Origin of the sequence: Acinetobacter sp. AOR43_HL, from assembly GCF_027854635.1 — a bacterium.
Taxonomy (GTDB): domain Bacteria; phylum Pseudomonadota; class Gammaproteobacteria; order Pseudomonadales; family Moraxellaceae; genus Acinetobacter; species Acinetobacter pittii.
The window spans coordinates 171,513-196,345 of record NZ_JAKTHX010000018.1 but is presented as its reverse complement, the minus strand read 5'-3'; the positions used below and the strand labels follow the sequence as shown (position 1 = coordinate 196,345).

Here is a 24,833-nt window from a genome sequence, read left to right as displayed (position 1 = left end):
AAGGTCTTCCTATTCGATAGTATTTGAATTTCACTTTAAATTAAGGCTGTGTCTGTCATCAATTTAAAATCATTACAGCTTTATCTTAATAAATCTCTTCATATCCCTCAGGACGTGTCTTAAATCGGCGGTGGAACCACATATATTGAGTTGGTGCAATGCGAAGCTGATTTTCAATAATTTTATTAACTCGAGTTGCATCATCGACTTCATCTTCACTTGGCATATTATCTACCGCAGGTTCAATCAGAACATGATATTTCGGGTTCTTAATATCACCGTGACGATAAAAATATAAAGGGACTGCAACTGCCTTAGAGATTTTTAATAAACGACGGTGAGCAGTTACTGTGGCCGCTGGCACACCAAAGAATGGTGCCATAACGCCTTGCTTGAGTCCGAAGTCTTGATCAGGGCTATACCAAATTGCATCACCATCTTTAAGGTGGCGAATTAAACCACGCATATCATCATGGTCGATTTGTGCTTTATAAATGGTGCCACGGCAACGATAAATCAGCATATCGAGCAATGGATTATTTTGAGGGCGGTACACAACATCTGGTTCGAAATATTGAGCACAAACATAGCCACCCGCATCAAGAAGCGTACTATGAGTACCCAATAATAAAACCCCTTTGCCTTGAGCTTGGGCATTGGTAATGTGTTCTAAGCCTTCAATGGTGACACGGTTTTTAAACCAGTAAGGCTTATACCATGCGTTTAGTGTCTCAAACACACCAAGCATCATATCCACAAAAACTCGCTTAGCTTGTTGCTGTACTTTTTCGGCTGACCATTCAGGAAAGCAAACTTCTAAATTACGAATAGTCGTTTTTCGGCGAGATTTTAAATATTTCCAAGCCAGATTTGCTAAGCCATGAGCCAGACGCCACTGAATTGCCCACGGCAAAATAGCCAAAAGCATTAAAAAAACAATGGCAATCCAAATACCCCAATATTTAGGCAATAAAAAGGACCATTGAAATTCACCGGGCGTATAAGTCTGCTTTTGGCTCATAACGATATAAAGAATTCAAAATTAAAACTGGCAAAAGTGTATCACGAACTGAATTTATCGTCGTAATACACTGTTGAATTGAGCGGTTAAGATGAGGAAGTGAAACGCGGTTATCGGCGATTTTCTAAAAGAATACGAACAGCAAGCCCAGCTAGTACCGTTCCCATAAGCCAACGTTGTATATTTGCCCAAAGGGGTTTTTGTTGAAGAAAAAGGGCAATGCCACCCGCAGAAAGCACAATCAGAGCATTTACCGAGACGCTAACAAAAATTTGAATAGTACCGAGCTGAATGGATTGCCATAAAATACTGCCTTGTTGTGGGTGAATAAACTGTGGCAATAACGATAAATACATAATCGCAATTTTAGGATTAAGTAGATTTGTAGCGAAACCCATTAAAAATAGTTTAGCTGGAGAGTCTACTGATAATTGTTTTACATCAAAAATAGGGGATGCATTGGGACGTAGTGCTTTCCATGCTAGCCAGAGTAAATAAATTGCCCCTGCAATGCGTATAGTGTCATAAGCATAAGGGACTGCGATAATAAGCGCTGTAATCCCGAAAGAAGCGCAAAGCATATAAAATACAAAGCCAACGCCAACACCGGCGAGTGAAATAAATCCCGCCGTTTTTCCTTGGCAAATTGAACGAGAAATAAGGTAAATCATGTTTGGGCCAGGGGTAAGCACCATCGCCAAGCAGATTAATCCGAATGCTAAAATTTGAGAAAGATCTAGCATGAAAAATACTCGAATATTATTATATTGGTAGATATAACATAATTATTTTGTATACAGCGAAACTTTATTTATTGTCTTTTTGAATTAAAAAATAAGAATAATTCAGTATGATATGAATATCCTGAATTCATAGAAATTTATGAGAAATCTCCATATCGATGCCACAAAAGGTGTCTTAATTTTTCTGGTTGTATTAGGTCATTACCTTGAAAGGTTAATTGGCTGGAACGAACCTCTAAATCAAGCGATTTTAGGGAGTATTTACTTTGTTCATATGCCAGCTTTTATTTTTATATCGGGCATGTTTTTTAAAGAAGAGAAAACCCTAGAAAAGTTAATTTACTTTTTATCGTTGTATTTGCCATTTCAACTTTTATTCCAATTGCTTGATGCTTTTTATAACGGAACTTTATGGAATTGGTCATTTCATTTGGTATGGTTTGCTAAGCCTTATTGGGTGTTATGGTATTTATTTGGCATGGTGGCTTGGACGTTTTTAGCTTTTTTTCTAAAAAAGACGGCATATCCAGTTTTGTTTTCAATAGTTTTAGCTTTACTTATTGGATGTTCACCCATCAATAATTATAGCTATTCGATTGGTCGAATTTTTGTTTTTTTACCCTTTTTTATGGCAGGGGCGATCTATGGTAAAACCATTTTTCAGTATATTCCGCAGTTGCCTTATGCAAAGTTATTTGCTGTTAGCACATTATTAATCATTACTGCTGTAGCCGCTATAAGTCATTATAGTTATTACTGGTTATTTGGCAGTTTGTCATATTTTCAATTACATGTAGATCTATGGCAGGGAATATTGATTCGCAGTGTAATTATGTTGTTATCGGCTATGGGTGCTTTGAGTTTATTTGTACTCACTCAAAATTTTAAACGACCTTGGATCGGTTTAGGCCAAAAAACGCTGCCAGTTTATATATTGCATGGTTTTGTAATTATTGTTTTGACTCATCAATTAAGTTTTAAATATTCGTTAGAGATTAATATTTTTATTAGTTTTGTTTTGGCGATCCTCATTTGTATGGTTTTGCAGTTACAGATATTTGAACGTGTAATTCGCTTCATCTCTTTATTTGTTTATAAACCTTTTATGGCATTATTAGAAATTCTGAATCCAAAAAAAGGGCTTTAATTAAAAGCCCTTTTTTATTGATTAACTGCCTTTGCTCATTTGTTCAAGTTCATCCCAACGTTCTAATTTTTCAAGTAATACCTCTTCAATTTCTGCGAGACGCTGACTTGCTTTAGTTGCTTCATCGGCATTACTGACAAACCATGAACCATCTGCAAGTTTGTCAGAAAGCTCTGCTTGTTCAACTTCCAGTTTCTCGATTTCGGCAGGAAGTTGCTCAAGTTCACGTTGGTCTTTATAACTCAGTTTGACTTTTTTAACGTTACTTTGTGCTGCGGCTTTTTCAGCTTCGGCTTTTGCCTGAGCTTTTTTAACGTCAGACTTTTGGTCTACGACTTTATCATCTGGACGTTGCTGCAAATAGTCTTGGTAGCCGCCAATGTACTCTGCAATATTGCCTTTACCATCAAATACCCAAGTCGATGTTACGACGTTGTCCATAAATGCACGGTCATGTGAAATGAGTAATAGGGTGCCTTTATATTCAGAAAGCATCTCTTCAAGTAGTTCAAGAGTCACCATATCCAAGTCATTGGTTGGTTCGTCCATCACAATCAGGTTGGATGGTTTAAGCAATAATTTAGCAAGCAAAATACGGTTACGCTCACCGCCAGAAAGGGCTTTTACTGGTGTACGTGCACGTTCAGGTGAGAACAAGAAATCTTGTAAATAGCTATAGATATGACGGCGGTTACCATTTACATCAACAAAGTCAGAACCTTCTGAAACGTTTGCCATCACTGTCTTTTCAAGGTCTAAGGCATTACGTAATTGATCAAAATAGGCTACTTCTAACTGTGTACCAGTCTTAACAGAACCACCGTGCTCAATTTCACCTAAAATGGCTTTAATTAACGTTGTTTTACCAACACCGTTATCGCCGACTAGACCAATACGGTCGCCACGCATGACAAGCGTAGAGAAGTCTTTGATAAGCGGTTTATCATCATAAGATACGCTTAAGTGCTCGATATCAAATACTAATTTACCAGAGCGATTTGCTTCTTGAGTCGCCATACTCACTTTGCCTTGTTGTGAACGGCGGGCTTTCGATTCTTCACGTAAAGCTTTTAAGGCGCGCACACGGCCTTCGTTACGCGTACGACGAGCTTTAATCCCTTGGCGAATCCAAGCCTCTTCTTCAGCTAATTTTTTATCAAATAAAGCATTTTGTTTCTCTTCTGCTTCCATTTGCTGAGCTTTAAGCTCTAAATAGCGTGAATAGTTACCTTCGTAGCCACGTAATATGCCACGGTCAAGTTCAACAATTCGAGTTGCAATACTGTCTACAAAAGAACGGTCATGCGAAATAAATAGTAGCGTTAAATTATTTTGATCGAGTAGAAATTTTTCTAGCCACTCAATACTTTCAACATCTAGATGGTTGGTCGGTTCGTCTAGAAGTAATACGTCTGGCTGCGTTAAAAGAGCACGAGCGAGTAAAACACGGCGTTTACGTCCACCTGAAAGATCTGCCAAATCTGCATTTGGATCGAGTCCCATTTTACTTAACAGGGCATTGACCTTATTTTCAAGTGCCCAACCGTCGAGTTGGTCGAGCTTATGCTGTAGGTTGCCCATACGGTCACAAGCTTCCATATCTCCTAACATACAAGCATCAGTTGCTTCATGATAAGCTCTGAGTACTTCGGCAGCTTCGCCTGCGCCATCAGCCACAATGTCAGCAACCTTACCTGAATCCATTGGAACGTCTTGGGCTAACATTGAAACAGTTAAACCATTTTGAATAGAAACTTCACCAGAATCCGGTAATAGGCTTCCCTCGATCAGTTTAAGTAAAGTAGACTTACCTTCACCATTACGACCAATTAAACAGACTCGTTCGCCACGTTCTAGATTAAAGTTCGCGCCATCGAGCAGGGCAGGTCCGCCAAAAGCAAGTTGGACATCCCTTAGGGTAATATAGGCCATAATGTTTTCCAGAATCTCAAATGAGGATTTAAATGACTAAACCACCATATCATGATGATCAAGCGTCATTTTCCGCACCCATTGAAGATTTGCAAGTGCGAATTACATTTTTGGATGATTTAGTTGAACAATTAAATCAACAACTCGCTATTCAAACTCAAGAAATAGCTGATTTGAAAAAACAAATGCAATTTCTTTATCAACGTGTGGAATCGTCGGATTTGTCAGAAGGCATTGCACCTTTTGATCCATTAACGAATAAACCTCCCCACTATTAATAAAAAGGCAAGTTCGATACTTGCCTTTTTATTTGGGAATATTTTCAATTTTGTTTAAAAACCTTGTAAGACGATCTTACCTTTTGTTTTACCACTTTCAATTTGTTGATGAACTCGTTTTAAATTTTCAGCATTAATTGGACTTATAACTTCAGTCACAGTTGTTTTGATTTTTCCTTTATCAACCAGCTTGCTGACTTCATTTAATAGTTCACTTTGTTTTGCCATATCTTCGGTCTGGAACATTGAACGTGTAAACATAAATTCCCAATGCACAGATACAGACTTGGTTTTAAACGGTTTGATATCTAACTGTTCAGGATCATCAATGAGCCCAAAACGGCCTTGCGGTGCAATCAACTCTACAATATCTGCTAAATGCTGATCTGTTTGAGTAGTCGAGAACACATATAAAGGTGCAGTTAAACCTAATTGCTTGATTTGGGCTGCTAAAGGCTGACGATGATCCAACACATAATCTGCTCCAAGTTGCTTAACCCAGTCTTGAGTTTCTGCTCGTGAAGCTGTTGCAATAATTGTTAGGTTAGTCAGCTGTTTAAGAAGTTGAATGGTGATTGAGCCAACACCGCCAGCTCCACCAATCACTAATATTATTGTGTTTTCTGGCGCGTTCTTTGAAACTTGCAGGCGATCAAATAACATTTCCCAAGCCGTGATTGCAGTTAAAGGGAGAGCTGCAGCCTCGGTTGCTTCTAAAGTTTTTGGTTTATGGCCAACGATGCGTTCATCAACCAATTGCAATTCACTATTACTACCTTGACGATTAAGAGCACCTGCATACCAAACAATATCGCCAATCTTAAATTGTGAAACTCTATCTCCAATCGCTTCAACGATACCTACTGCGTCCCAGCCAAGAGTTTTCCACTGATTATTCTCAGGGCTTACATTCTTTCGAATTTTAGTATCTACCGGATTTACTGAGACAGCTTGTACACGAACAAGTAAATCGTGTCCTTCAGCAATAGGGGCATCGAGTTCAATATCAACGAGTGCTTCTGGCGATGTAATGGGACCAGCTTTTTGATATGCCACAGCTTTCATAATTATCATTCCTCTTGTTGAGAGTTTGATCATAACGTAAGCTTAAAATAAGTGACTACAGACAAATAACGCTCATAGTGTCAAAAAGGATACTGTAAAATGGCAAAAGTACGACATTCAAGTTTTGATTGTTCTCCGGGATGTTCTGTTGAAGCAGCCATTAGTTTGATTGATGGAAAATGGAAATGCGTCATTCTTTGGCATTTATTTAATGAAGGCACCTTGAGGTTTAACGAAATTCGAAAGCGTGTTCCGAGTATTACCCAAAGAATGCTGACAAATCAGCTACGTGAATTGGAACAAGATGGAATTATTCATCGGGAAGTCTATCCTCAGGTACCACCTAAAGTAGAATACTGCCTGACTGATTTAGGGCAAAGTCTTGAAAAAATTCTGTTTGCTTTAAAACAGTGGGGGGATGCTCATATTGACCAATTTGGGAAGCTGACACTTGTTAATGGCCATCCGAATCCTTAATGATATTTGTGTCAGCTCATCGCAATTTGCACTGTGAAGTCTGATTATTTTGAAGCGTGCCCCTGTATCGGGCATTATTTTTATGATGAAACTTGCGTTTTCTGGTCAGCTTATGCAACTCTAATAAAAGAGATTAATAGGTTTTGCTATGGACAATATGGGAATTTGGGTTACCGTTATCATTGTTCTTTTCGTACTAGGCTCCATTTTTGGTTTAAGAGTGAGCCCACGTGAAAAGGCACTTGGTATTATGCGTGATAAAGCTCGTAAAATGGGTTTACACCCACGTGTAATCGTTGCACCCGAATGGACTCATATCCCAATGGCGACTGAAAAGCGTGCCAGCATGGTTGCTTATTATAGTGTATTGATTCCCGATGCCCGTTTATCTTTAATGCGTGCTCGCGTTATAGACGGCAAATTAAAAGTGGTTCAGGGTGATGAGAAATTTAATGATTCTCCCATTGCATTAAAAGGGATTTATGCTATTGATATGCAGGCAAACTGTGTAGGGCTTTATTGGGATGAGGAATCAGACCTGAGAGCAACACAATTAGATGAGATGAAGGCTTATCTGTTGAACTTGGCTAAAGCCTGATTTTTAAATTTATTGGTATAGGAATAACATTTTATATGGCGAATACCTCGCGCTCTGCATCTCAAAGCACAGCATCTACTGCACCTGCTGCACATAAACGTGCCTTAGTGATTGTGGAGTCGCCTGCCAAAGCGAAAACCATCAATAAATATCTGGGTTCGCAATACATTGTAAAGTCTTCTGTAGGTCACGTGCGTGATTTGCCAACAGGTGGCAGTAAATCAACTGAGAAAAAGCCGGCTGCACGGACTAAACTCACTGAAGCAGAAAAAGAACAAAAAGCCAGTCAGGCTTTAGTTAATCGTATGGGGGTCGATCCTGAACATGGTTGGGAAGCTCATTACGAAGTTCTGCCAGGTAAGGAAAATGTTGTTGCTGAACTAAAGAAACTCGCCAAAGATGCCGATGCAATCTATCTCGCAACGGACTTGGATAGAGAAGGGGAAGCCATTGCTTGGCACCTAAGAGAAGTTATTGGTGGTGATGACAGTCGTTATCATCGCGTGGTATTTAACGAAATTACTAAAAATGCCATTCAAGAAGCATTTAAACAACCTACGCGCCTAGATTTAAACCGAGTTAATGCTCAGCAAGCACGCCGTTTCTTGGACCGTGTTGTTGGATTTATGGTTTCACCATTACTTTGGGAAAAGATTGCCCGTGGTTTATCGGCAGGTCGTGTACAGTCTGTAGCGGTGAAACTGGTTGTAGAGCGTGAAAGAGAAATTCGTGCTTTTATTCCGGAAGAATACTGGCAAGTTTTTGCAGACACGCAAGCCAAGAAAGATGACATTCGTCTTGAAGCAGTTAAGCAAGCTGGTAAAACCCTTAAACTGAAAAATAAAGCTGAAACTGATGCTTTATTGGAAGTTTTAAAAGGTGCTGAATATAAAGTTGCACAGCGTGAAGATAAACCGACTAAGGTAAATCCAAGCGCACCGTATATCACTTCAACGCTGCAACAAGCTGCAAGTACACGTTTAGGTTTTTCTGTAAAGAAAACCATGATGCTGGCACAGCGTCTATATGAAGCAGGTTTTATTACTTATATGCGTACTGACTCAACTTTCTTGAGTGATGATGCAGTAAGTATGGTACGTGCCCATATTGAAAGCCAATTTGGTGAGAAATATTTACCGGCGAAGCCAAACCGCTATGGTAACAAAGCGGGTGCTCAAGAAGCCCATGAAGCGATTCGTCCTTCAAATGTTGCACTTACAGGTGATCAACTTGCGGGTGTAGAGCGTGATGCTCAGCGTTTATATGATTTGATCTGGCGTCAGTTTGTTGCATGTCAAATGACTCCAGCAGAATATTTATCTTCAACTTTAACGGTTGAAGCTGCAAATGTTGAATTGAAGGCAAAAGGCCGTACGCTTGTATTTGATGGTTTTACACGAGTGCGTGGTGCCAACAAGTCGGATGACGATATTATTTTGCCTGCAATTAAAGTAGGTGAAATTTTAAAATTAGAGAAGTTAGACCCAAGTCAGCACTTTACTAAACCACCTGCACGTTTTACTGAAGCATCTTTGGTTAAAGAACTCGAAAAACGTAGTATTGGTCGTCCTTCGACTTATGCAGCGATTATTTCTACAATTCAAGAACGTGGCTACGTTAAGTTGGAAAACCGCCGTCTTTTCGCCGAAAAAATGGGTGAAATCGTGACAGATCGACTTGATGAAAGTTTCAATAACTTGATGAACTATGCCTTTACAGCAGACCTTGAAGGGCAGCTCGATAAAGTTGCAACAGGCGAGCGTAACTGGAAAGAGTTACTTGATACTTTCTATGGTGACTTCAAGAAACGTCTTACCAATGCTCAAGGCGAGCACGGTATGCGCCGCAACCAGCCGGTTGAAGTGCCAGCGGTACATTGTCCTGAATGTTCACGTCCAATGCAGATTCGTACAGGTACAACAGGCGTGTTCTTAGGTTGTTCTGGGTATAACTTACCGCCTAAAGAGCGTTGTAAAGGTACTTTGAACTTAACACCAGTTGAGTCCTTAGCTGCTCTTTCTGATGATGATGGTGCTGAAACCGCAGACTTGATGTCAAAACATCGTTGTGCGAAATGTGGCACAGCCATGGACAGCTACGTGATTGATGGTGGTCGTAAACTACATGTATGTGGTAACAACCCTGACTGTGACGGTTTTGAGCTTGAAGAAGGCGAGTTCAAGATTAAAGGCTACGATGGCCCAACCATTCCGTGTGATAAATGTGATGGTGAAATGCAGCTTAAAACTGGCCGTTTTGGTCCGTATTTCGCTTGTACAAGCTGTGACAATACTCGTAAGGTCTTGAAAAGCGGTCAGCCTGCACCTCCACGTGTAGAACCGATCAAAATGGAACATTTGCGCTCAACAAAGCATGATGACTATTTCGTGTTGCGTGATGGTGCTGCTGGTTTATTCTTGGCTGCAAGTAAATTCCCGAAAATTCGTGAAACACGTGCGCCAAAAGTTGCGGAATTGCGTAGTGTTGCCGCTCAGCTTGATCCTAAATATCAATTTATTTTACAAGCACCAGACGTAGACCCTGAAGGTAATCCGACAGTTGTGAAATTCAGTCGTAAGAATCAATCACAATATGTAGGCTCGGAAACTCCAGAAGGTAAACAAACCAAATGGAGCCTAATTTATCAAAATGGTAAATGGGTTGAGGGCTAATTAAGTCCACAATAAAAATGCTAGCTCAGCTAGCATTTTTTTTATCTAAAACAATAAAAGAAAATTTTAAATGTATGGGGAAAAAGAATGTGGAAAAACATTCGAGTTTTATGTTTGTTAATTATCTTATTGATTGTTGCTGTTCAGGCATGGCGAGATCAAAACCAAGACTGGAATCAACCTATTGTTGTCGTTTTACATCCTATTAATGCAGATGGTTTGCAGACAACGCAGAGCTATATTCATCAGTTAAAATACACTGATTTTGAGAGAATAAGAAATTATTTGGGAGAATGGTCGCAACACTATCGTGGTCAATCAGGAAACTTTGTAATTCGTTTAGGTCAGCCGTTACAGCAACGACCTCCTGAGGTTCCTCAAAATGCCAATATCTTTCATGTGATGCGGTGGAGTTTAAAGTTCCGTTTTTATGCATGGCGACATCAACAACCTGAAGACAATGGGGCATCACTTAAACTTTATTTAAATTATTACGATCCCAATTATCAAAAAGTTTTGATCCATTCGACTGCTTTGGAAAAAGGTCGTATTGGTAGTGTGAATTTATTTGGGACTAAAACACAAGCTTCCCAAAATCAGGTTGTGATTGTTCATGAGCTATTACATGGCTTTGGGGCACAAGACAAATATGATTTAAAAACTGGTCAACCGCTTTATCCTCTAGGGTACGCGCACCCTGAAAAAGTGCCTTTATATCCGCAAATTGACGCTGAAATCATGGGTGGTCGAACACCATTATCTGAGCAGAGCAGTAAAATGCCGAATGGTTTACATGAAACGATAATAGGTTTACCTACAGCTCAAGAAATTGGTTGGGTGAAATAAAATTGTGGATAAATACTGCTTTATCCACATTAATTGATAAGAAACGATGCAGATCTTATACAGACAAAAAATGTGAAGTGGATCACTATTATTAGGTAGATGAAATTCTAATACCTGATAATAAGAGTAGCCATGATGAAAACTGTCGGTAATGATTTGGTGCGTAATCAGTTACATGCTGATCGTAAGTGGTATTTGATATTAGGCTTTGTGCTTATTGGCTTCGGTCTAATTTTGTTTAGTTCATTGCCATTTGCGACCTTTTCAGTGGTTTTTTTATTTGGAATACTCATGATGGTCGGAGGTGTTTTACATCTTGTCGCGGCCATTAGTGTCTTTAAAGGTGCAAGCCGTTGGTTATGGGCACTTTTTGGCGTGCTTTATCTAATGGCAGGTTATTATGCTTTTTCTACTCCCGTAACGACAGCGGTAGTTTTGACGAGCTTATTATCAATAGCACTGATTATTGCTGGAGCTATACGTACAGTAAACGCGATTTTACTTAAACCAATTACTGGGTGGGGTTGGACCTTATTTTCAGGATTATTAACACTCGCTACAGGTATTTTGATTTTGGTTTCTAAAGATTCACCTTTTTGGGTGTTAGGCATGTTCCTTGCCATAGATATCTTATTCCAAGGAATTAATTTTCTAGGTCTGGCTTCTGCGATTAAGCATCTGCCATCTAGTTCAAAAACAGTATCTTAAATAGAATATAGAATCAAAGAGCACTTTAGGTGCTCTTTTTGTTTATAGGGCGGGCAAACGCATCTGGGGTTGGGTCTGTTAAACTATGTCTTGGTGTTTTAGCGATATGTGTTATGAGTCTTGCAAAATTAATTAATGAACTAAATGCTCAGCAAAAAAAAGCAGCCACGACGTCTGCGCAGAACTGTTTAGTTTTGGCAGGTGCTGGCTGTGGCAAGACTAAGACGATTGTTGCCCGTGCTGCTTATTTAATTGATCAAGGCTTACCAGCAAACCAAATTCAGATTTTAACGTTTACTCGACGTGCTGCGAGTGAAATTGTTGCAAGAGTAGAGCAGCATGTAGGAGCACAGGCAAAGGGTCTAAGAGCTTCAACTTTTCATACTTTTTGTATGTATTTACTGCGCCGTAATCCACAGGCTTTTGGCTTAAATCAATTTAGTATTATTGATCGTGATGATCAGTTGCTGATGTTCCGTTTATTAAGAGGTAAAGACAAAGATAATGTTTTACCTAAAGCGGCAGAGCTGTGTGATCTATATTCCTATGCAAGAAATACTCAAACAAAGCTTTCAGAAGCATTAATCAAACAGCTTCCAGATGCATATGAGCATAAAACTCAAATTGCTGAGTTGATGAAAACTTATGAGCAACGCAAAAGAGAGCGTAATTTTTTAGATTACGACGATATCTTGTCGATTGTGGCGGTGCATTTACAAAACTCAGAAGCGTTGACCAATTGGGTTGCAGGTTTTTGTCAGGCATTGCTAGTTGATGAAATGCAAGATACAAACCCTTTGCAATGGGCTTTATTGCAGCCCTTAATTGGTAAAGTGAAGTTGTTTTGCGTGGGTGATGATGCTCAGTCCATTTATGGCTTTCGTGGCGCAGACTTTGAAAATATTCATTCTTTTAAAGAACGAATACCTGATGCAGAAGTACTTACACTGGCTTTAAATTATCGCTCGACTCAAGAAATTCTAGATTTATCAAATTGGTTGTTGGCACATAGCCCAATTGATTATCAAAAACAGCTACAAGCGCATCGTGGCCAAGGGCAAAAGCCAAAGCTACATTTGTTTGGTAATGAGTTTGAAGAAGCAAACTGGATTGCACAAGATTTAATAACGCGCCATCAGCAAGGTGCAAACTGGCATGACCATATGGTGTTAGTTCGTTCTGGTTATAGTGCCCGATATCTAGAAGGGGCTTTTATTGCTGCTGAAATACCTTATCGTTTTATTGGTGGGGTAAAGCTTCTTGAGTCGGCCCATGTAAAAGATGTACTGAGCCTGCTACGTATTGTGAGTAACCCTCACGATGATTTGGCTTGGATGCGGTTTTTAACATTGTGGGATGGGATCGGTGATGTTGGAGCGAGTAAGTTAGCCCAAGAGCTGATGGGAATTGTTGATGTCGAGGAGCGCTGTCAGCGACTTGAACGCCATGGCAAAGTACCTTTACAAGCGATTTTAATTTTAAAACAGCTAGATGTATTACAGCAGCATGTCGAGGCAAGTATTGGCTTGGCTCTCGATGCTTTAGGTGAACAGCTAGAGCAAAATTATAAAACTAAAGATTGGTCGCGTCGTTTAAAAGACTTTGATTTGGTTAAGCAACTTGCACGCAAACATGCGTCGTTAGGTGAATTCCTTGAGGAATATGTGCTTGAGCCGATTTCAGTTTCTGAAATTGAAAAAGCTGCTGATCAAGATTTGGTAACTTTAATTACGATTCATTCAGCTAAGGGTGCCGAACAGAAAGTTTGTTATGTACCTCACGTATCGCCAAATCAATATCCTTATGCAAGAGCACAGGGTGATTTTGATGATGTTGAGGAAGAGCGCCGTGTGCTGTATGTCGCCTTAACGCGTGCTGAAAATGAATTAATCTTGACGAAGCAAAATCTTAATACGTGGTCGCAAGACACTTATGATGAGCAAGGTCGTAAAATTGAGAGTTATTTCTTAAATGATCTGCCTGCACACTTGGTTCAAGCAAAAATTCATAGGCAAGTACCTCAGCAATTTACTAAAAAACAATGGAACAGATCTCCTGCAGTAAATTTAGGTTTTGGTATCGATCTGGACTAAACTACTGTATAAGACGCTGTGATTACTTAAATGTATATTGGCCCTCCCTTTTATTGCCAATTAAGGTTAGAAAATGAAGATATTAGTTCGTAATTTAGATCGTGCTGTAAGTGAAGCGGAAGTTTTAGAGTTATTCAAGGCATATGGTAAAGTTGATACATGTGTTCTGGTGACTGATAAAGACACAGGTAAATCGAAGGGCTTTGGTTTTGTTGAAATGCCTAATCCCCGTGAAGCGATTAAGGCAATTAAAGGCTTAAATACGCTTAAAGTTAAAGGCTATGGAATTCGAGTTAAAGCAGCCGAAGAATAAGTTTTCCTGGTGAAAAGGCAATTTTTAGCTCTCTCGATTGTAACGCCGAATGGTACTCGTATTGCTGAAGGTATAAAAACACTTGAAGTGCGTTCATGGATACCTACGCAGTTATCAGTGAAAGATCTATTAATTGTCGAAAACCAGAACTTTCTGGTTAAAGATACTGATGAAGAGGAATGAGTTGCTGTCGCTTTAGTTGATGTCGACTCTATTCATGCTTGGCGAAATGACGAGGTCAATTTAGCCTGTGCCTCTGCTTGGAGTGAAGGGTATTTTGCTTGGGTCTTAAGTAATGTTCGTCCTATAAAACAGCCAGCGAAAGTTTTAGCTAAACGTAAAATTTATCAAGTTGAGCTGGATTTACCATAAATAACGTTGATTTTATCAATGGAGTCGTTAAGCTAAGAATAGCTATTGCAATGGCGATTTTAGAACAGGAAAGTTTAGTTATGTCACGTGTTGCTCGTTATCATGCCGATCGTACCAATCAGAAGCTCTATTTTGCACGTTTAGCGTGTCAACAGGCAGAGCAGACTGATCATGTGCAGCAGGTACAAGCTTACCGTGAAGCAGCTGTATTTCATTTACATGGCGCAATGTTAGCGTTCTTACAAGAATTGGTACGTTATTACCGTTTAAATGATTTGCAACCCACCTTAAAATCTATTGAGGAACATATGGCGGCAAAAGGACAGGTTTCCCCTGAAGTGTCCGTTTTGCAGCAATTGGCAAAAGATGGTTTTGTTGCAGAGTTAAAACGAGCTTATCGTATGTGCCAATACGCCCCAGAACCAAAAGAACCGACTCCTGAAGAAGAAACTTCTTCTAACCTTATTATTAAAGTGACACAAGGGCCTCAGTCTTGGTTGCCAGATGTTAAAATCTTGCGTGAATGGCACCGAGAATTAAGTCATTTAATTGATGGTTTTCGTAACGAAATGGTCGAGTTCTAAAATTAAACTGCCTAGATGCTTGAAATTTAGACTAGGTGTGCCTATATAAAAAAGACAAGAGATGCAAAGTGCAAGGGTGCTTTGCCACCATGTTGAAACATGGAGGAAGTATATGTCTATACAGCAATTGAAAGAGTTATTTGGAAATCAAGAAGCAGTGTTGGAATTAGTTCAACTCGAAGGTGGTGAACTCGCCTTGCGTAATGCAGGTTCTGAGAATGAACCCTTGGTTAAAATTCAATTTAGCGATGAAGTCAAAGCAATCTTGGGTGAGCAGACTCCAGTTGTTGCTCAGCATATGATTCAGGCTGCATTGTTTGGACTGCTGGAAAAGCAGGTAAACGAGTGGCAGGCTGAGGTATTAGACGAACAGCCTAAATTCTTGAGTTAAAAAAAGCGTACTCTTGAGTACGCTTTTTATATGGGTTAATGAATTGTTGACTGATGAGCAAGCTCGATCTGATTTAAGATGTGGTGACTCATATTCTTTGCCATTTCTTCTTTTGCATAGAACACTTCGCCAATATTTTCATCACGGATAACCGCTGCTTCTTCTTTGCTTTCTGCGCAAATTAATACCTGAATCTGAGGATTTAATTGCTTGGCAATGGTCACAATACGGTGAATATCTAAAATATCCATAGGTGAGATTACCAAGAGTCGTGCATGCATGATATGTGCTTGAATTAAAACACTTGGTTCAGTAGCAACACCACTCACAGCAGCAATATTTGCGTTACGTAGTTTTTCTACGATTTCACGATTCTCTTCTGCAATAACGACCTTAATATTCTCATTAATTAAATTTTCAGTAATGCGTCGTCCAACACCGCCATACCCCACAATTACGACCTGATCACGTAAGTAAGCTTGATCAACTTCATCGGGTAACATTGCCAATGGGTCACCGCTACGTTCAAGCAGTCGAGCTAAGTGAGAGCGTTCACGAATCCAGCGTTGTACAGGTTCAATCGCTGAGAAGATGAAAGAGTTAAGCGTAATTGAAAATAAAGCGCCTGCTAGAATTAGATTCTGAGCTTCTAAGCTTAATAAGCCTAAAGAAACACCAAGTGTCGCTAAAATAAATGAAAACTCACCAATCTGTGCAAGGCTTGCCCCGACTGTTAAAGCTGTATTGATTGGATAGCGGAAGAATAAAACCAATGCCATTGCTGCAAGTGTCTTACCCACCATAATAATCGCGATAACAGCTAAAATATGGAGCGGACTCTCAACAAGAATATGTGGATCAAACAGCATACCCACAGAAACGAAAAATAAAATCGAGAAAATTTCACGTAGTGGGAGAGTCTCTTCTTCTGCACGATGGCTAAAGTCTGATTCTTTAACGACCATACCCGCAAAGAATGCCCCTAAAGCCATTGAAACCCCAAAAATGGCATAAGAACCGTAGGCAATCGAAACTGCAGCAGCGACGACAGTCAGCGTAAATAGCTCTCGTGACCCTAAACGAGCAACAAATTGCATAATAATAGGCACAACGCGCTTGCCTACAATGAGCATAAAGGCAATAAAGCCAATCACCTTTAATAAGGTTATCCCAAGGGTTAACCAGATATTACCATCTGCACCTGCTGGTGCTTTTCCACCGAGTAAAACAGCTGTAGCCGGAAGAAGTACTAAAACCAGTACCATCACTAAATCTTCGACTAACAACCAACCCACAGCAATTTTGCCGTTAACTGAATCTAAAAGACCTCGGTCTCCTAATGCTTTTAATAATACAACTGTACTCGCACACGATAGACTTAAGCCAAAAACGAGTGCAGACCCGAAACTCCATCCCCATAGCATTGAAACGCCAATACCAAGTAAGGTTGCAACAGCGATCTGTAAAATTGCGCCAGGCAAGGCAATACGACGAACTAGTAATAAGTCTTTTAATGAAAAGTGCATCCCTACACCAAACATCAGGAACATGACCCCGAGTTCTGCAAGCTGGTTGGCAAGGTGGATATCTGCTTCTATACCCGGTGTATTTGGGCTAATAATAATTCCGGCAATTAAATAGCCGATAAGAGGGGGGAGTCGTAATCGGGCTGCAATATAGCCAAAAATGAGGGCAACGCCGAAACCAACAGCAAGTAAAATAATTAAATCTACGTCATGCGGCACTAAAAACTCCTTTTACGTGAGTTAGGCTAAAAACAAGCATAAAAAATGCCAAGGCGGAATGTAGAGAAAGTTTAACAAAAAGGTGGGTATAAAAAAAATGCAAAAAAAAACGACTTCATAAAGAAGTCGTTTTTTTTGAGGCTAAAATTATTTGATTTTAGCTTCTTTGAAAATCACGTGTTGACGGATTTTTGGATCAAATTTTTTGATTTCCATTTTTTCCGGCATAGTACGTTTGTTTTTAGTCGTGGTATAGAAGTAACCTGTACCAGCTGAAGAAACGAGGCGAATCTTATCACGCATTGCTCAGACTCCTTAGATCTTTTGACCTTGAGCACGAAGGTCTGCAACAACCTTTTCGATACCCAATTTGTCAATAATACGCATACCTTTAGTGGTTAAACGAAGACGTACAAAACGTTTTTCGCTTTCTAACCAGAAACGGTGGTGGTGCAGGTTCGGCTCGAACCGGCGCTTGGTTTTGTTGTTGGCGTGTGAGACGTTGTTACCAACGACTGGACGCTTGCCGGTAACTTGGCAAACCTTAGACATGGTGTAACTCCATTGATTCAGCCAACAGCAAATCTGTGGCCAGTCATACTAAATGTAAACGGATGAATTCATTCAAGGGGCGTTTTATACCAAAAATACGATTAAAAGACAAGCGAAATTGGTAAAAACGAGGCATGATTTAGTATAACAGATCATGCCTTGATCAGTTAGCGCAACAAGGTTTTCGAAATGAATCGATGAATCGGCTTATTGAACGGTGGAAGAATGTATTTAAGGCTATAAAGTTTTGGATTTGACATCACCGAACGCTCATGAGAAAGGCTAAAAAAGCCCTCTGGTCCGTGATATTTACCCATACCTGATGCGCCAATTCCGCCAAACGGTAAATCATCTTGTGCAACATGGGTAATCACCATGTTAATTCCGAAATGCCCTGAATGGGTGTGCTGTGCAATATAGTCAGCACGCGCTTGATCATAATCAAAATAATACATCGCTAGAGGACGTGGACGACTATTAATGAATTCGATGACTTCTTCTATTTGGTCATATTCTAAAATTGGCAGAATAGGCCCGAAGATTTCATTTTGCATAATATCCATTGCAGTCGTCACGCCAGTGACTAAAGTTGGCGCAATTTTACGGACATCATCTAAAATTTCATTTTGCGGATTAATTTCAACAATACGTGCACCTTGATCACGGGCATTTTCAAGATAACCCTGAATGCGGTTGTACTGTTTATCATTAATAATAGAGGTGTAGTCTTGGTTGTTGCGGAAATGAGGATACATTCCAGCCACAATCAATTTAAAGTTTTCGATGAACTCGGCAGTTTTGCCTCGTGGTAAGAAAATATGATCTGGCGCAACACAAGTTTGTCCTGCATTCCATAATTTACCTACAGCAATACGCTGGGCAACATCTTTCATGTCCATTGATGCGTGTACTAAGGCAGGAGATTTTCCGCCCAACTCAAGAATAACTGGAACTAGATTTTGAGCTGCGGCTGCCATCACTGTTTTACCAACAGAAGTTGAGCCTGTGAAAATCATTTTGTCAAAAGGCAAATGACTAAACGCATCTGAAATAACGCCACCACCATTTACCACAGCAACTAATTCTTGTGGGAATGCTTCTGCCAATGCACTTTCAAGGACACGTCCAAAATTTGCAGAGGCACTAGAAATTTTGATCATTGCATGATTGCCCGCAGCTAATGCACAGATCAGAGGTCCAACCGAAAGTAATAATGGATAATTCCAAGGTGTAATAATACCAATGACACCCATAGGCTGATATTGTACCCAACCTTTTGCTGGCTGATGTAATACACTGATGTGGCGTTTTGATGGTTTCATCCACGCAGTTAAATGCTTACTGTAATATTTAATTTGTTCCAAACTCGTGAGTAGTTCACCAATTTTTGTTTCCATAACTGCACGATTGCCATAATCAAGGTTAATTGCTTCGGCAATCTGATCTTGATATTTTACCAAGACTCTTTTAAGACGAGCTAAACGATCAATACGCTCTTTAGCAGTGGGTACCGGATGACGTAAATAAGCGAGCTTTTGTTGTTCAAGCAAATCATGTAAATGCTTAACATCATAAGGAAGCTGAGTCTCTGGATTTGTTTTTGTTTGACTGTTCATCGGTACTTACCAAATATACTGATATACTTATTTTTTAGAGTAAATACTCTAAATAGTCAAGTCGGTTTATGTGTTTAAGTCTTAACCATGTGAATTATTAAAGGTTATTAAAATGTCTCTACCTAAAGCTCTGAAGACAAAAGACCGGATTTTACAAATCAGTTTGCAGCTTTTTAACGAGCGAGGTGAACGGTCGGTTACAACCAATCATATTGCGGCGGAGTTAGGTATTAGTCCTGGAAACTTGTATTACCATTTCCGGAATAAGCATGAAATTATTAAAGAATTAATGTACCAATATCAGGTTGAGACTTTGGAAATGCTGTCTTTACCTGAAGACAGACCACTAACGACCAATGACAAAATCAACTATTTTCAAGTGTTAAGTGGTCAACTTTGGAGTTACCGTTTTATCCATCGTGATGTCTATCATTTAGTTGAAAGTAACGAAGACTTTAAAAAGATTTATCCGCGTTTTGCGGGGCAGGTCATGCAGCAAGGGCAAAAAATTTATCAAGCCTTTGTCGATGCCGGCCTTATGAAAATGACACCATCTGAAATTGAAGCGCTCATTATTAACTTATGGATTGTATTAACAAACTGGACAAACTTTTTATATATGTCTGGTCACATTAGTGACAATAACCACTTAGAAGAAAAATGGGTTTGGCAGGCATTACGTCAAATGGTTTTCCTTGAAGGTCCTTATCTTATGGGAGAAAGCCGAGCAACTTACGAGCAGTTGCTTGATTCACTGGGGCCTTCTGATCTATTCGCCAGCTTGTCGTCGTTAAAAGATGAATAGTTGTACTTGCCTATTTAGAGCGCTAGAATACTCGGCTTATTAAAAATTTGACTCAATTAAGTGATATTAACCAAATGAATATGACCACTGCCAATACAGCCCGTTTACTGATTACTTGTGAAGACAAGCCTGGGATCGTACAGGCCGTATCGAGCTTTTTGTACCACCAAGGTGCAAACATTACCGCGCTTGATCAGTATGCGACGGAAGCTCAGGGTGGACGTTATTTCATGCGTGTTGAGTTTGAACTTGACCATTTACAGTCACGTAAAGATGCATTAATTCAAACATTTGCTGCCAACGTTGCTGAGCGTTATGGCATGCAATGGCGTCTTGCTTTCGTAAACGAAATTAAAAAGGTTGGTATTTTAGTTTCTAAAGTCGACCATGCTTTACTTGAGTTATTGTGGCGTCATGCACGCGGGTCGTTACCTTGTGAAATTACACACGTGATTTCTAACCACGAAGATTTACGTGAATCTGTTGAGAACTTCGGTATTCCATTTACTGTAATTAAAGTAAATAAAGATAATAAAGCTGAAGCTTATGCACAAATTGATGAAATGATGCAGGGCAATGACTTGTTAGTTCTTGCACGTTATATGCAGATTTTAAGCGAAGATTTTGTTGCGAAATGGGAAATGAAAATCATCAATATCCACCATTCTTTCTTGCCAGCTTTCGTGGGTGCCAACCCATATAAACAAGCTTATGAAAAAGGTGTGAAGTTGATTGGTGCGACAGCTCACTATGTGACGGCTGATCTAGACCAAGGTCCAATTATTGAGCAAGACGTTGAGCGTGTAAGCCATGACTATAATGTTGAGCAACTTCGTGAGCTAGGTGAAGATGTTGAGCGTAATGTATTGGCTCGTGCAGTAAAATGGCATTTAGAAGACCGTATTATTGTTGATGGTAACAAGACAGTTGTTTTTTAAATAACGCTTATTTAAAAAAAGCACGCTTCATGCGTGTTTTTTTTATATCAAAAAAAATATTGAAATGATATAACGTAACAATATTGAATGAGTTTATGGTAAGATTTGATCTCTTCATAGTGAAATTAGCCTAACTATATAAGTTAGATTAAACACTTTGTGAACAAGAGATACGCGTTCATGTAACTATGAGAAAACAAAAGCAAAGACACTCAACTGATACAAATTAGTGATATTGAGCAAATGTTTTTCTCAAAAAATAGTTGCAAATGAAAACACTTCTCATTTATTATTGTGGCACTTTATTGTTCTATCCGATGTTTGAAATCGTTTCTACAAATAGAAATCTGAAATCATCATCCATTAGGTAATTAGATTCTTATGAGTCAATCTTCCGCAGCCTTAAACTCTCCCAATCCGATGAAAAAGAAAGTCATCACGGCACTAATTGCGGTTGCAATTGGTCATATCGGGGTCTTATGGGCGGTCAGCCATATTAAGCCTGCTGAATTAAAGCCAATCGAGAAGAAGCCTTTACAGGTACGTTTCGTAAAAATTCAAGAGCAACCAAAACCATTACCTCCTAAGCCAAAGGAACCGCCTAAAAAGCCGGAACCTAAAAAAGAGGTAAAAGAAGTTAAAGTTGTTGAAAAGCCTGTGACACCACCTAAAAAAGTGGAAAAAATTCAACAGGTGAAAAAAGCTGAAACACCAAAAGAAACAGTAAAGACAGAACCTAAAGTTGAAACCAAAGTGGTAACAACAACTGTTACTGAAAAAGTTATTGAAAAACCAAAACCAGTGGTACAAGAAGCGCCTAAAGCTCAACCTGCCCCAGATCCATCACCGAAACGCGTTTCAATTGGTGGTTCGGGTGTACAGTGGAGCCGCTCACCACGTTTAACAGTTTCTTCAAAAGATTTACAAGGCGAAGCGCGCTCTGTCATGGTACTCATTGAAGCCGATGAAAAAGGCAAAATTATTAATGTACGAGTGACTAGAAGTAGTGGTATTTCAAGTCTAGATGACAAAGTAGTCCGTGCTGTTCGCGGTGCGAAATTTAAACCTTATATGGAAAATGGTGTTGCTTATCCAATTAAAGCAGAGCAACCCTTTGATTTAACCCCTTAAATGAATTTGAGTCCCAACGGCTAACCTTAATCAGGAGTTCAATATGAACTTTTCAATCTATTGGCAACATGCAGATGCAGTGAGTAAAACCCTGTATTTCATCTTATTGGCAATGTCGATTGCTACCTGGACAGTTTTCATCTTACGTTTGATGGGGACTCGCCAGCTAAAACAACAAGCTTATGCTCAACTTTCTCAGGCTATCACTTCGCTAAAAGCAAAGTTACAACCTTTGAGTTTTGAACAGCGTAAAGCGGTTGCAGAGCAGGCATTACTTCGTCAGATTTCTGCTGAAAAGGCCAATGCTGATAAAGGTATTTCTGTTTTAGGAACGATTGCTTCAATTGCACCATTCGTAGGTTTGTTTGGTACTGTTTGGGGTATTTTCCATGCGCTGGTTGCCGTAGGTAAAAGCGGACAAGCAGGTTTGGCTCAAGTGGCTACACCAGTAGGTGAAGCACTGATTATGACGGGTCTTGGTCTTGCAGTTGCGATTCCAGCGGTATTGGCTTATAACATTTGTGTACGTGCAAACCGTGGTCTTGCTCACGACTTACAAGACCAAGCGCACAGCTTGTTAATTGACACGATGTTGCAGCAAGACTCAACTGTAAAGTCTGATGTTAAAACTGCACAGGAAAGTTACGTTGGAGGTCAAGCTTAATGGCTTTTCAATTGGGTGAAGACCACGATAGTGGCATGAATGAGATGAATCTCATTCCGCTAATCGACATTATGTTGGTGTTAATGATCATCTTTTTGGTCACAGCAACAGTTGCCAACCCATCGATTCCATTAACGCTTCCTAAAACAACTGCTGAAATTATTGATCCACCACCAAAAGCAATTACGATTAGTATCAATGCAAATGGTGAAGTGGCTTGGGATACTCAAGTAATTAGCCTAGATGAGCTTCAAAAACGTTTTCAAGAAGCAGGTCAAGGCGATGTTAAACCAACAGTTCAACTTCGTGCTGATAAAGAGTCGAAGTACGATACTGTTGCTCAGGTAATGTCTCGCGCCAGTGAAGCCGGACTGAGCGATATTGCCTTTGTAAGTGAAAACTAAAATTTAGTTTACTCAATAAAAAAGCAACCAAACTGGTTGCTTTTTTATTGTTCTGATTTATTGATCTTTCATCAGATGCTGGAATTTACTATATAGCTTGAGCAGCTTTGGTGGAATCGCAAAGTTGCAATAACCTTGTGAAGGATTCTTTGCATAGTAATTCTGATGATATTCTTCTGCTGGATAGAATGTCGGAACAGGGGACAGCTCAGTCACAATATCAAGATCGTCATTTTTTAGAGTCTGAATCGTGTGTTCCGCTGCCTGCTTTTGCTCTTCATTATAATAGTAAATAACAGAGCGGTATTGCGTGCCAATATCATTACCTTGACGGTTTAAAGTCGTTGGATCATGAGTCGCAAAGAACACGTCGAGTAACTGGGAGTAAGTTACTTGTTCTTCATCAAAGTCGACTAAGATCACCTCAGCGTGCTGGGTGTCTCCTTGACATACTTGCTCGTAGGTAGGGTTAGTAGTGTGTCCACCTGCATAACCACTCGTTACTTTTTCTACACCGCGTATTTGTAAAAATACAGCTTCGACGCACCAAAAACAGCCGCCGCCAAATAATGCCTGTTGCATTGTTTTTCCCTCTATTTCCTGCCTATTACAATAGGGTTTATGTATTTAAAATACAAAGTAAAGCATGTATAAAAAAGTAAAGAAAAGTGCATTACTTATTTCATTTAGCTTTAGGTAAACCTTGTCGAACGATTTGAGAGAAGTGTTGACTACTCTGATCTGAAAGCTGTTCAAAATTTTCAGTACGTGGGTTGATATGCGCAATTTGATACCACTGTTTTAAACTGATATTTTGATTAAGTGCTTTAAGGTCATATAAATAATTAGGTAAGTAACCCGAAGCGATTAGACGATAATCTTTAGGAAGTTCATAGGGATTAATTGCTTGAACCATATCAAAAATTAAAGTTGTACAGTTACTCGTAAGGGTGTTGTACCACTTCGGTTCTGCACGTAGCTCATCCGATTTTTTAAGATATTCTAAAAATAGCGCTTTTTGCTCGCTACGCGGCATATTGACTGGGAAATTATAAACTTGCTCTTTGCGGATGTTACTGCGCGTGTAGACAATATCTTTCTCATCAGAAGCAATTAAGCTCAGTTCATATTTTCTAAAAAAACCGCCAATTGCCGAAAACTCTTCAGTCTTTTCTTTACGAATCTCGATTGAGAAGACTAGTGGTTGTTGGTGTGCAAATTCGAAACTTACTAGTGTGTGAGCAATTTGTGGTCCCATCCAGTAAGAAGTAATGATATTTACTCCATTTAACTGGTTGAGGTCAAAAGTGCGGGTTTCCCATCGCACATCATAGGTTCCGTCAGGATGCCAGTTGAAGTTACGAACATTGTGCAAAGTGATCACATCGCCGTGCTTTTCATAGCTCAGCATATTGGCGACTTCAGGGTTCCAGTCACGGTCTTGACGTGCAGTAATCGAAAAATACCAGACTAGCGAACAAGCAAATGCAAGAAGATAAATCAGGATATCGGTACGGCGGCTAATAATATGACCTTCAACATATAAGCCAACCATGCTGAGTGCAAAAGCAATCCAGATGCCAATGAGTATGCGGCTGCCTAACCAGCCAAAAGGTTGTTGAACCCAAAGCGCTACGCATACCCAAATGCTAGAGAACACAATAAACAGCGTGAATAAACTATGTAATAGCCCAAAAAGTAGAGCAGTAATAAATTCACGTGTTCCGATATTGTGCAT

General features: G+C 39.7%; 26 protein-coding genes and 1 pseudogene. 17 read left to right on the top strand and 10 right to left on the bottom strand.

Annotated features, from left to right (window positions below; genetic code table 11):
• Positions 1 to 85 precede the first annotated feature (85 nt).
• Positions 86 to 1,021: an LpxL/LpxP family acyltransferase gene (locus tag MKL33_RS07820; protein WP_270906767.1), complete on the bottom strand. Its 936-nt coding sequence runs from the start codon at positions 1,019 to 1,021 to the stop codon at positions 86 to 88.
• 110 nt (positions 1,022 to 1,131) lie between these two features.
• On the bottom strand, positions 1,132 to 1,764 hold the full coding sequence (locus MKL33_RS07815) for a LysE family translocator (RefSeq protein WP_069031540.1): 633 nt from the start codon (positions 1,762 to 1,764) through the stop codon (positions 1,132 to 1,134).
• A 139-nt stretch (positions 1,765 to 1,903) separates the two neighbouring features.
• On the opposite strand from MKL33_RS07815, the gene MKL33_RS07810 reads away from it, so the two are divergent.
• A complete protein-coding gene (locus MKL33_RS07810; RefSeq protein WP_119684855.1) occupies positions 1,904 to 2,911 on the top strand; it encodes an acyltransferase family protein in 1,008 nt (335 codons plus the stop codon).
• 21 nt (positions 2,912 to 2,932) lie between these two features.
• On the opposite strand, the gene MKL33_RS07805 is transcribed toward MKL33_RS07810, so the two are convergent.
• A complete protein-coding gene (locus MKL33_RS07805) occupies positions 2,933 to 4,843 on the bottom strand; it encodes an ATP-binding cassette domain-containing protein (RefSeq protein WP_044101286.1) in 1,911 nt (636 codons plus the stop codon).
• Between the two features lie 32 nt (positions 4,844 to 4,875).
• On the opposite strand from MKL33_RS07805, the gene MKL33_RS07800 reads away from it, so the two are divergent.
• Positions 4,876 to 5,121 (top strand): SlyX family protein, encoded by a 246-nt coding sequence (locus MKL33_RS07800; RefSeq protein ID WP_002115104.1) that lies wholly within the window; start codon positions 4,876 to 4,878, stop codon positions 5,119 to 5,121.
• Between the two features lie 54 nt (positions 5,122 to 5,175).
• On the opposite strand, the gene MKL33_RS07795 is transcribed toward MKL33_RS07800, so the two are convergent.
• Complete coding sequence (locus tag MKL33_RS07795) at positions 5,176 to 6,186, bottom strand: zinc-binding alcohol dehydrogenase family protein (RefSeq protein ID WP_270906766.1); 1,011 nt, start codon at positions 6,184 to 6,186, stop codon at positions 5,176 to 5,178.
• Positions 6,187 to 6,285: 99 nt separating this feature from the next.
• Here MKL33_RS07795 and MKL33_RS07790 point away from each other — a divergent pair, with 99 nt between their 5' ends.
• The 10 genes and pseudogenes from MKL33_RS07790 (at position 6,286) to MKL33_RS07745 (ending at position 15,240) form a co-directional block, all read left to right on the top strand.
• Entirely contained in the window at positions 6,286 to 6,663 is a 378-nt protein-coding gene (locus MKL33_RS07790; RefSeq protein WP_044101283.1) for a winged helix-turn-helix transcriptional regulator, read from the top strand.
• 148 nt (positions 6,664 to 6,811) lie between these two features.
• Positions 6,812 to 7,261, top strand: a complete 450-nt coding sequence (locus tag MKL33_RS07785; protein WP_005066064.1) for a hypothetical protein — start codon at positions 6,812 to 6,814, stop codon at positions 7,259 to 7,261.
• A 35-nt stretch (positions 7,262 to 7,296) separates the two neighbouring features.
• Positions 7,297 to 9,933, top strand: a complete 2,637-nt coding sequence (topA, locus tag MKL33_RS07780) for a type I DNA topoisomerase (protein ID WP_078224414.1) — start codon at positions 7,297 to 7,299, stop codon at positions 9,931 to 9,933.
• An 87-nt stretch (positions 9,934 to 10,020) separates the two neighbouring features.
• A complete protein-coding gene (locus MKL33_RS07775; protein ID WP_270906765.1) occupies positions 10,021 to 10,779 on the top strand; it encodes a hypothetical protein in 759 nt (252 codons plus the stop codon).
• A 135-nt stretch (positions 10,780 to 10,914) separates the two neighbouring features.
• Positions 10,915 to 11,487 carry an HdeD family acid-resistance protein gene (locus MKL33_RS07770; protein ID WP_017385703.1) on the top strand — a complete coding sequence of 191 codons (573 nt, stop codon included), beginning with the start codon at positions 10,915 to 10,917 and terminating at the stop codon, positions 11,485 to 11,487.
• A 113-nt stretch (positions 11,488 to 11,600) separates the two neighbouring features.
• Positions 11,601 to 13,580, top strand: a complete 1,980-nt coding sequence (locus MKL33_RS07765) for an ATP-dependent helicase (RefSeq protein WP_270906764.1) — start codon at positions 11,601 to 11,603, stop codon at positions 13,578 to 13,580.
• Positions 13,581 to 13,653: 73 nt separating this feature from the next.
• Positions 13,654 to 13,893 (top strand): RNA recognition motif domain-containing protein, encoded by a 240-nt coding sequence (locus tag MKL33_RS07760; RefSeq protein ID WP_002115113.1) that lies wholly within the window; start codon positions 13,654 to 13,656, stop codon positions 13,891 to 13,893.
• A gap of 9 nt (positions 13,894 to 13,902) precedes the next feature.
• Positions 13,903 to 14,265 (top strand): annotated as a pseudogene (locus MKL33_RS07755) (ASCH domain-containing protein).
• A gap of 80 nt (positions 14,266 to 14,345) precedes the next feature.
• Positions 14,346 to 14,849 (top strand): DUF6586 family protein, encoded by a 504-nt coding sequence (locus MKL33_RS07750; RefSeq protein ID WP_005066079.1) that lies wholly within the window; start codon positions 14,346 to 14,348, stop codon positions 14,847 to 14,849.
• Positions 14,850 to 14,961: 112 nt separating this feature from the next.
• Positions 14,962 to 15,240 carry a hypothetical protein gene (locus MKL33_RS07745; protein WP_002114792.1) on the top strand — a complete coding sequence of 93 codons (279 nt, stop codon included), beginning with the start codon at positions 14,962 to 14,964 and terminating at the stop codon, positions 15,238 to 15,240.
• A 35-nt stretch (positions 15,241 to 15,275) separates the two neighbouring features.
• Here the strand turns inward: MKL33_RS07745 and MKL33_RS07740 are convergent, their stop codons facing one another.
• The 4 genes from MKL33_RS07740 to MKL33_RS07725 form a co-directional block, all read right to left on the bottom strand.
• Positions 15,276 to 16,985 (bottom strand): cation:proton antiporter, encoded by a 1,710-nt coding sequence (locus MKL33_RS07740; protein ID WP_005066082.1) that lies wholly within the window; start codon positions 16,983 to 16,985, stop codon positions 15,276 to 15,278.
• 147 nt (positions 16,986 to 17,132) lie between these two features.
• Positions 17,133 to 17,288: a 50S ribosomal protein L33 gene (rpmG, locus tag MKL33_RS07735; protein WP_001205031.1), complete on the bottom strand. Its 156-nt coding sequence runs from the start codon at positions 17,286 to 17,288 to the stop codon at positions 17,133 to 17,135.
• 12 nt (positions 17,289 to 17,300) lie between these two features.
• Positions 17,301 to 17,537 carry a 50S ribosomal protein L28 gene (rpmB, locus tag MKL33_RS07730; protein ID WP_000048256.1) on the bottom strand — a complete coding sequence of 79 codons (237 nt, stop codon included), beginning with the start codon at positions 17,535 to 17,537 and terminating at the stop codon, positions 17,301 to 17,303.
• Positions 17,538 to 17,704: 167 nt separating this feature from the next.
• Positions 17,705 to 19,153 carry a coniferyl aldehyde dehydrogenase gene (locus MKL33_RS07725; protein WP_270906763.1) on the bottom strand — a complete coding sequence of 483 codons (1,449 nt, stop codon included), beginning with the start codon at positions 19,151 to 19,153 and terminating at the stop codon, positions 17,705 to 17,707.
• Positions 19,154 to 19,265: 112 nt separating this feature from the next.
• Between MKL33_RS07725 and MKL33_RS07720 the strand changes: the two genes are divergently transcribed.
• The 5 genes from MKL33_RS07720 to MKL33_RS07700 all read left to right on the top strand — a co-directional run bounded on the left by MKL33_RS07720 (position 19,266) and on the right by MKL33_RS07700 (position 23,095).
• On the top strand, positions 19,266 to 19,958 hold the full coding sequence (locus MKL33_RS07720) for a TetR/AcrR family transcriptional regulator (protein ID WP_002114968.1): 693 nt from the start codon (positions 19,266 to 19,268) through the stop codon (positions 19,956 to 19,958).
• A 74-nt stretch (positions 19,959 to 20,032) separates the two neighbouring features.
• Positions 20,033 to 20,896, top strand: a complete 864-nt coding sequence (gene purU, locus MKL33_RS07715; protein ID WP_019768007.1) for a formyltetrahydrofolate deformylase — start codon at positions 20,033 to 20,035, stop codon at positions 20,894 to 20,896.
• Positions 20,897 to 21,277: 381 nt separating this feature from the next.
• Positions 21,278 to 22,027 (top strand): energy transducer TonB, encoded by a 750-nt coding sequence (locus MKL33_RS07710; RefSeq protein WP_002114938.1) that lies wholly within the window; start codon positions 21,278 to 21,280, stop codon positions 22,025 to 22,027.
• Positions 22,028 to 22,070: 43 nt separating this feature from the next.
• On the top strand, positions 22,071 to 22,691 hold the full coding sequence (locus MKL33_RS07705) for a MotA/TolQ/ExbB proton channel family protein (protein ID WP_270906762.1): 621 nt from the start codon (positions 22,071 to 22,073) through the stop codon (positions 22,689 to 22,691).
• Complete coding sequence (locus MKL33_RS07700) at positions 22,691 to 23,095, top strand: ExbD/TolR family protein (protein ID WP_000885432.1); 405 nt, start codon at positions 22,691 to 22,693, stop codon at positions 23,093 to 23,095. Before MKL33_RS07705 ends, MKL33_RS07700 begins: the two co-directional genes overlap by 1 nt.
• A 57-nt stretch (positions 23,096 to 23,152) precedes the next feature.
• Here MKL33_RS07700 and msrA read toward each other — a convergent pair whose 3' ends face one another.
• Both msrA and MKL33_RS07690 read right to left on the bottom strand, forming a co-directional pair.
• Positions 23,153 to 23,677: a peptide-methionine (S)-S-oxide reductase MsrA gene (gene msrA, locus MKL33_RS07695; RefSeq protein WP_004794799.1), complete on the bottom strand. Its 525-nt coding sequence runs from the start codon at positions 23,675 to 23,677 to the stop codon at positions 23,153 to 23,155.
• Between the two features lie 100 nt (positions 23,678 to 23,777).
• Positions 23,778 to 24,833, bottom strand: a complete 1,056-nt coding sequence (locus MKL33_RS07690) for a DUF4105 domain-containing protein (RefSeq protein WP_270906761.1) — start codon at positions 24,831 to 24,833, stop codon at positions 23,778 to 23,780.

Excerpts from the sequence above, each read along its gene's own strand:
- MKL33_RS07820 (WP_270906767.1), bottom strand. The coding sequence starts at position 1,021 with ATGAGCCAAAAGCAGACTTATACGCCCGGTGAATTTCAATGGTCCTTT.
- MKL33_RS07815 (WP_069031540.1), bottom strand. The coding sequence starts at position 1,764 with ATGCTAGATCTTTCTCAAATTTTAGCATTCGGATTAATCTGCTTGGCG.
- MKL33_RS07810 (WP_119684855.1), top strand. The coding sequence starts at position 1,904 with ATGAGAAATCTCCATATCGATGCCACAAAAGGTGTCTTAATTTTTCTG.
- MKL33_RS07805 (WP_044101286.1), bottom strand. The coding sequence starts at position 4,843 with ATGGCCTATATTACCCTAAGGGATGTCCAACTTGCTTTTGGCGGACCT.
- MKL33_RS07800 (WP_002115104.1), top strand. The coding sequence starts at position 4,876 with ATGACTAAACCACCATATCATGATGATCAAGCGTCATTTTCCGCACCC.
- MKL33_RS07795 (WP_270906766.1), bottom strand. The coding sequence starts at position 6,186 with ATGAAAGCTGTGGCATATCAAAAAGCTGGTCCCATTACATCGCCAGAA.
- MKL33_RS07790 (WP_044101283.1), top strand. The coding sequence starts at position 6,286 with ATGGCAAAAGTACGACATTCAAGTTTTGATTGTTCTCCGGGATGTTCT.
- MKL33_RS07785 (WP_005066064.1), top strand. The coding sequence starts at position 6,812 with ATGGACAATATGGGAATTTGGGTTACCGTTATCATTGTTCTTTTCGTA.
- topA (WP_078224414.1), top strand. The coding sequence starts at position 7,297 with ATGGCGAATACCTCGCGCTCTGCATCTCAAAGCACAGCATCTACTGCA.
- MKL33_RS07775 (WP_270906765.1), top strand. The coding sequence starts at position 10,021 with ATGTGGAAAAACATTCGAGTTTTATGTTTGTTAATTATCTTATTGATT.
- MKL33_RS07770 (WP_017385703.1), top strand. The coding sequence starts at position 10,915 with ATGAAAACTGTCGGTAATGATTTGGTGCGTAATCAGTTACATGCTGAT.
- MKL33_RS07765 (WP_270906764.1), top strand. The coding sequence starts at position 11,601 with ATGAGTCTTGCAAAATTAATTAATGAACTAAATGCTCAGCAAAAAAAA.
- MKL33_RS07760 (WP_002115113.1), top strand. The coding sequence starts at position 13,654 with ATGAAGATATTAGTTCGTAATTTAGATCGTGCTGTAAGTGAAGCGGAA.
- MKL33_RS07750 (WP_005066079.1), top strand. The coding sequence starts at position 14,346 with ATGTCACGTGTTGCTCGTTATCATGCCGATCGTACCAATCAGAAGCTC.
- MKL33_RS07745 (WP_002114792.1), top strand. The coding sequence starts at position 14,962 with ATGTCTATACAGCAATTGAAAGAGTTATTTGGAAATCAAGAAGCAGTG.
- rpmG (WP_001205031.1), bottom strand. The coding sequence starts at position 17,288 with ATGCGTGATAAGATTCGCCTCGTTTCTTCAGCTGGTACAGGTTACTTC.
- rpmB (WP_000048256.1), bottom strand. The coding sequence starts at position 17,537 with ATGTCTAAGGTTTGCCAAGTTACCGGCAAGCGTCCAGTCGTTGGTAAC.
- MKL33_RS07725 (WP_270906763.1), bottom strand. The coding sequence starts at position 19,153 with ATGAACAGTCAAACAAAAACAAATCCAGAGACTCAGCTTCCTTATGAT.
- MKL33_RS07720 (WP_002114968.1), top strand. The coding sequence starts at position 19,266 with ATGTCTCTACCTAAAGCTCTGAAGACAAAAGACCGGATTTTACAAATC.
- purU (WP_019768007.1), top strand. The coding sequence starts at position 20,033 with ATGAATATGACCACTGCCAATACAGCCCGTTTACTGATTACTTGTGAA.
- MKL33_RS07710 (WP_002114938.1), top strand. The coding sequence starts at position 21,278 with ATGAGTCAATCTTCCGCAGCCTTAAACTCTCCCAATCCGATGAAAAAG.
- MKL33_RS07705 (WP_270906762.1), top strand. The coding sequence starts at position 22,071 with ATGAACTTTTCAATCTATTGGCAACATGCAGATGCAGTGAGTAAAACC.
- MKL33_RS07700 (WP_000885432.1), top strand. The coding sequence starts at position 22,691 with ATGGCTTTTCAATTGGGTGAAGACCACGATAGTGGCATGAATGAGATG.
- msrA (WP_004794799.1), bottom strand. The coding sequence starts at position 23,677 with ATGCAACAGGCATTATTTGGCGGCGGCTGTTTTTGGTGCGTCGAAGCT.
- MKL33_RS07690 (WP_270906761.1), bottom strand. The coding sequence starts at position 24,833 with ATGCACAATATCGGAACACGTGAATTTATTACTGCTCTACTTTTTGGG.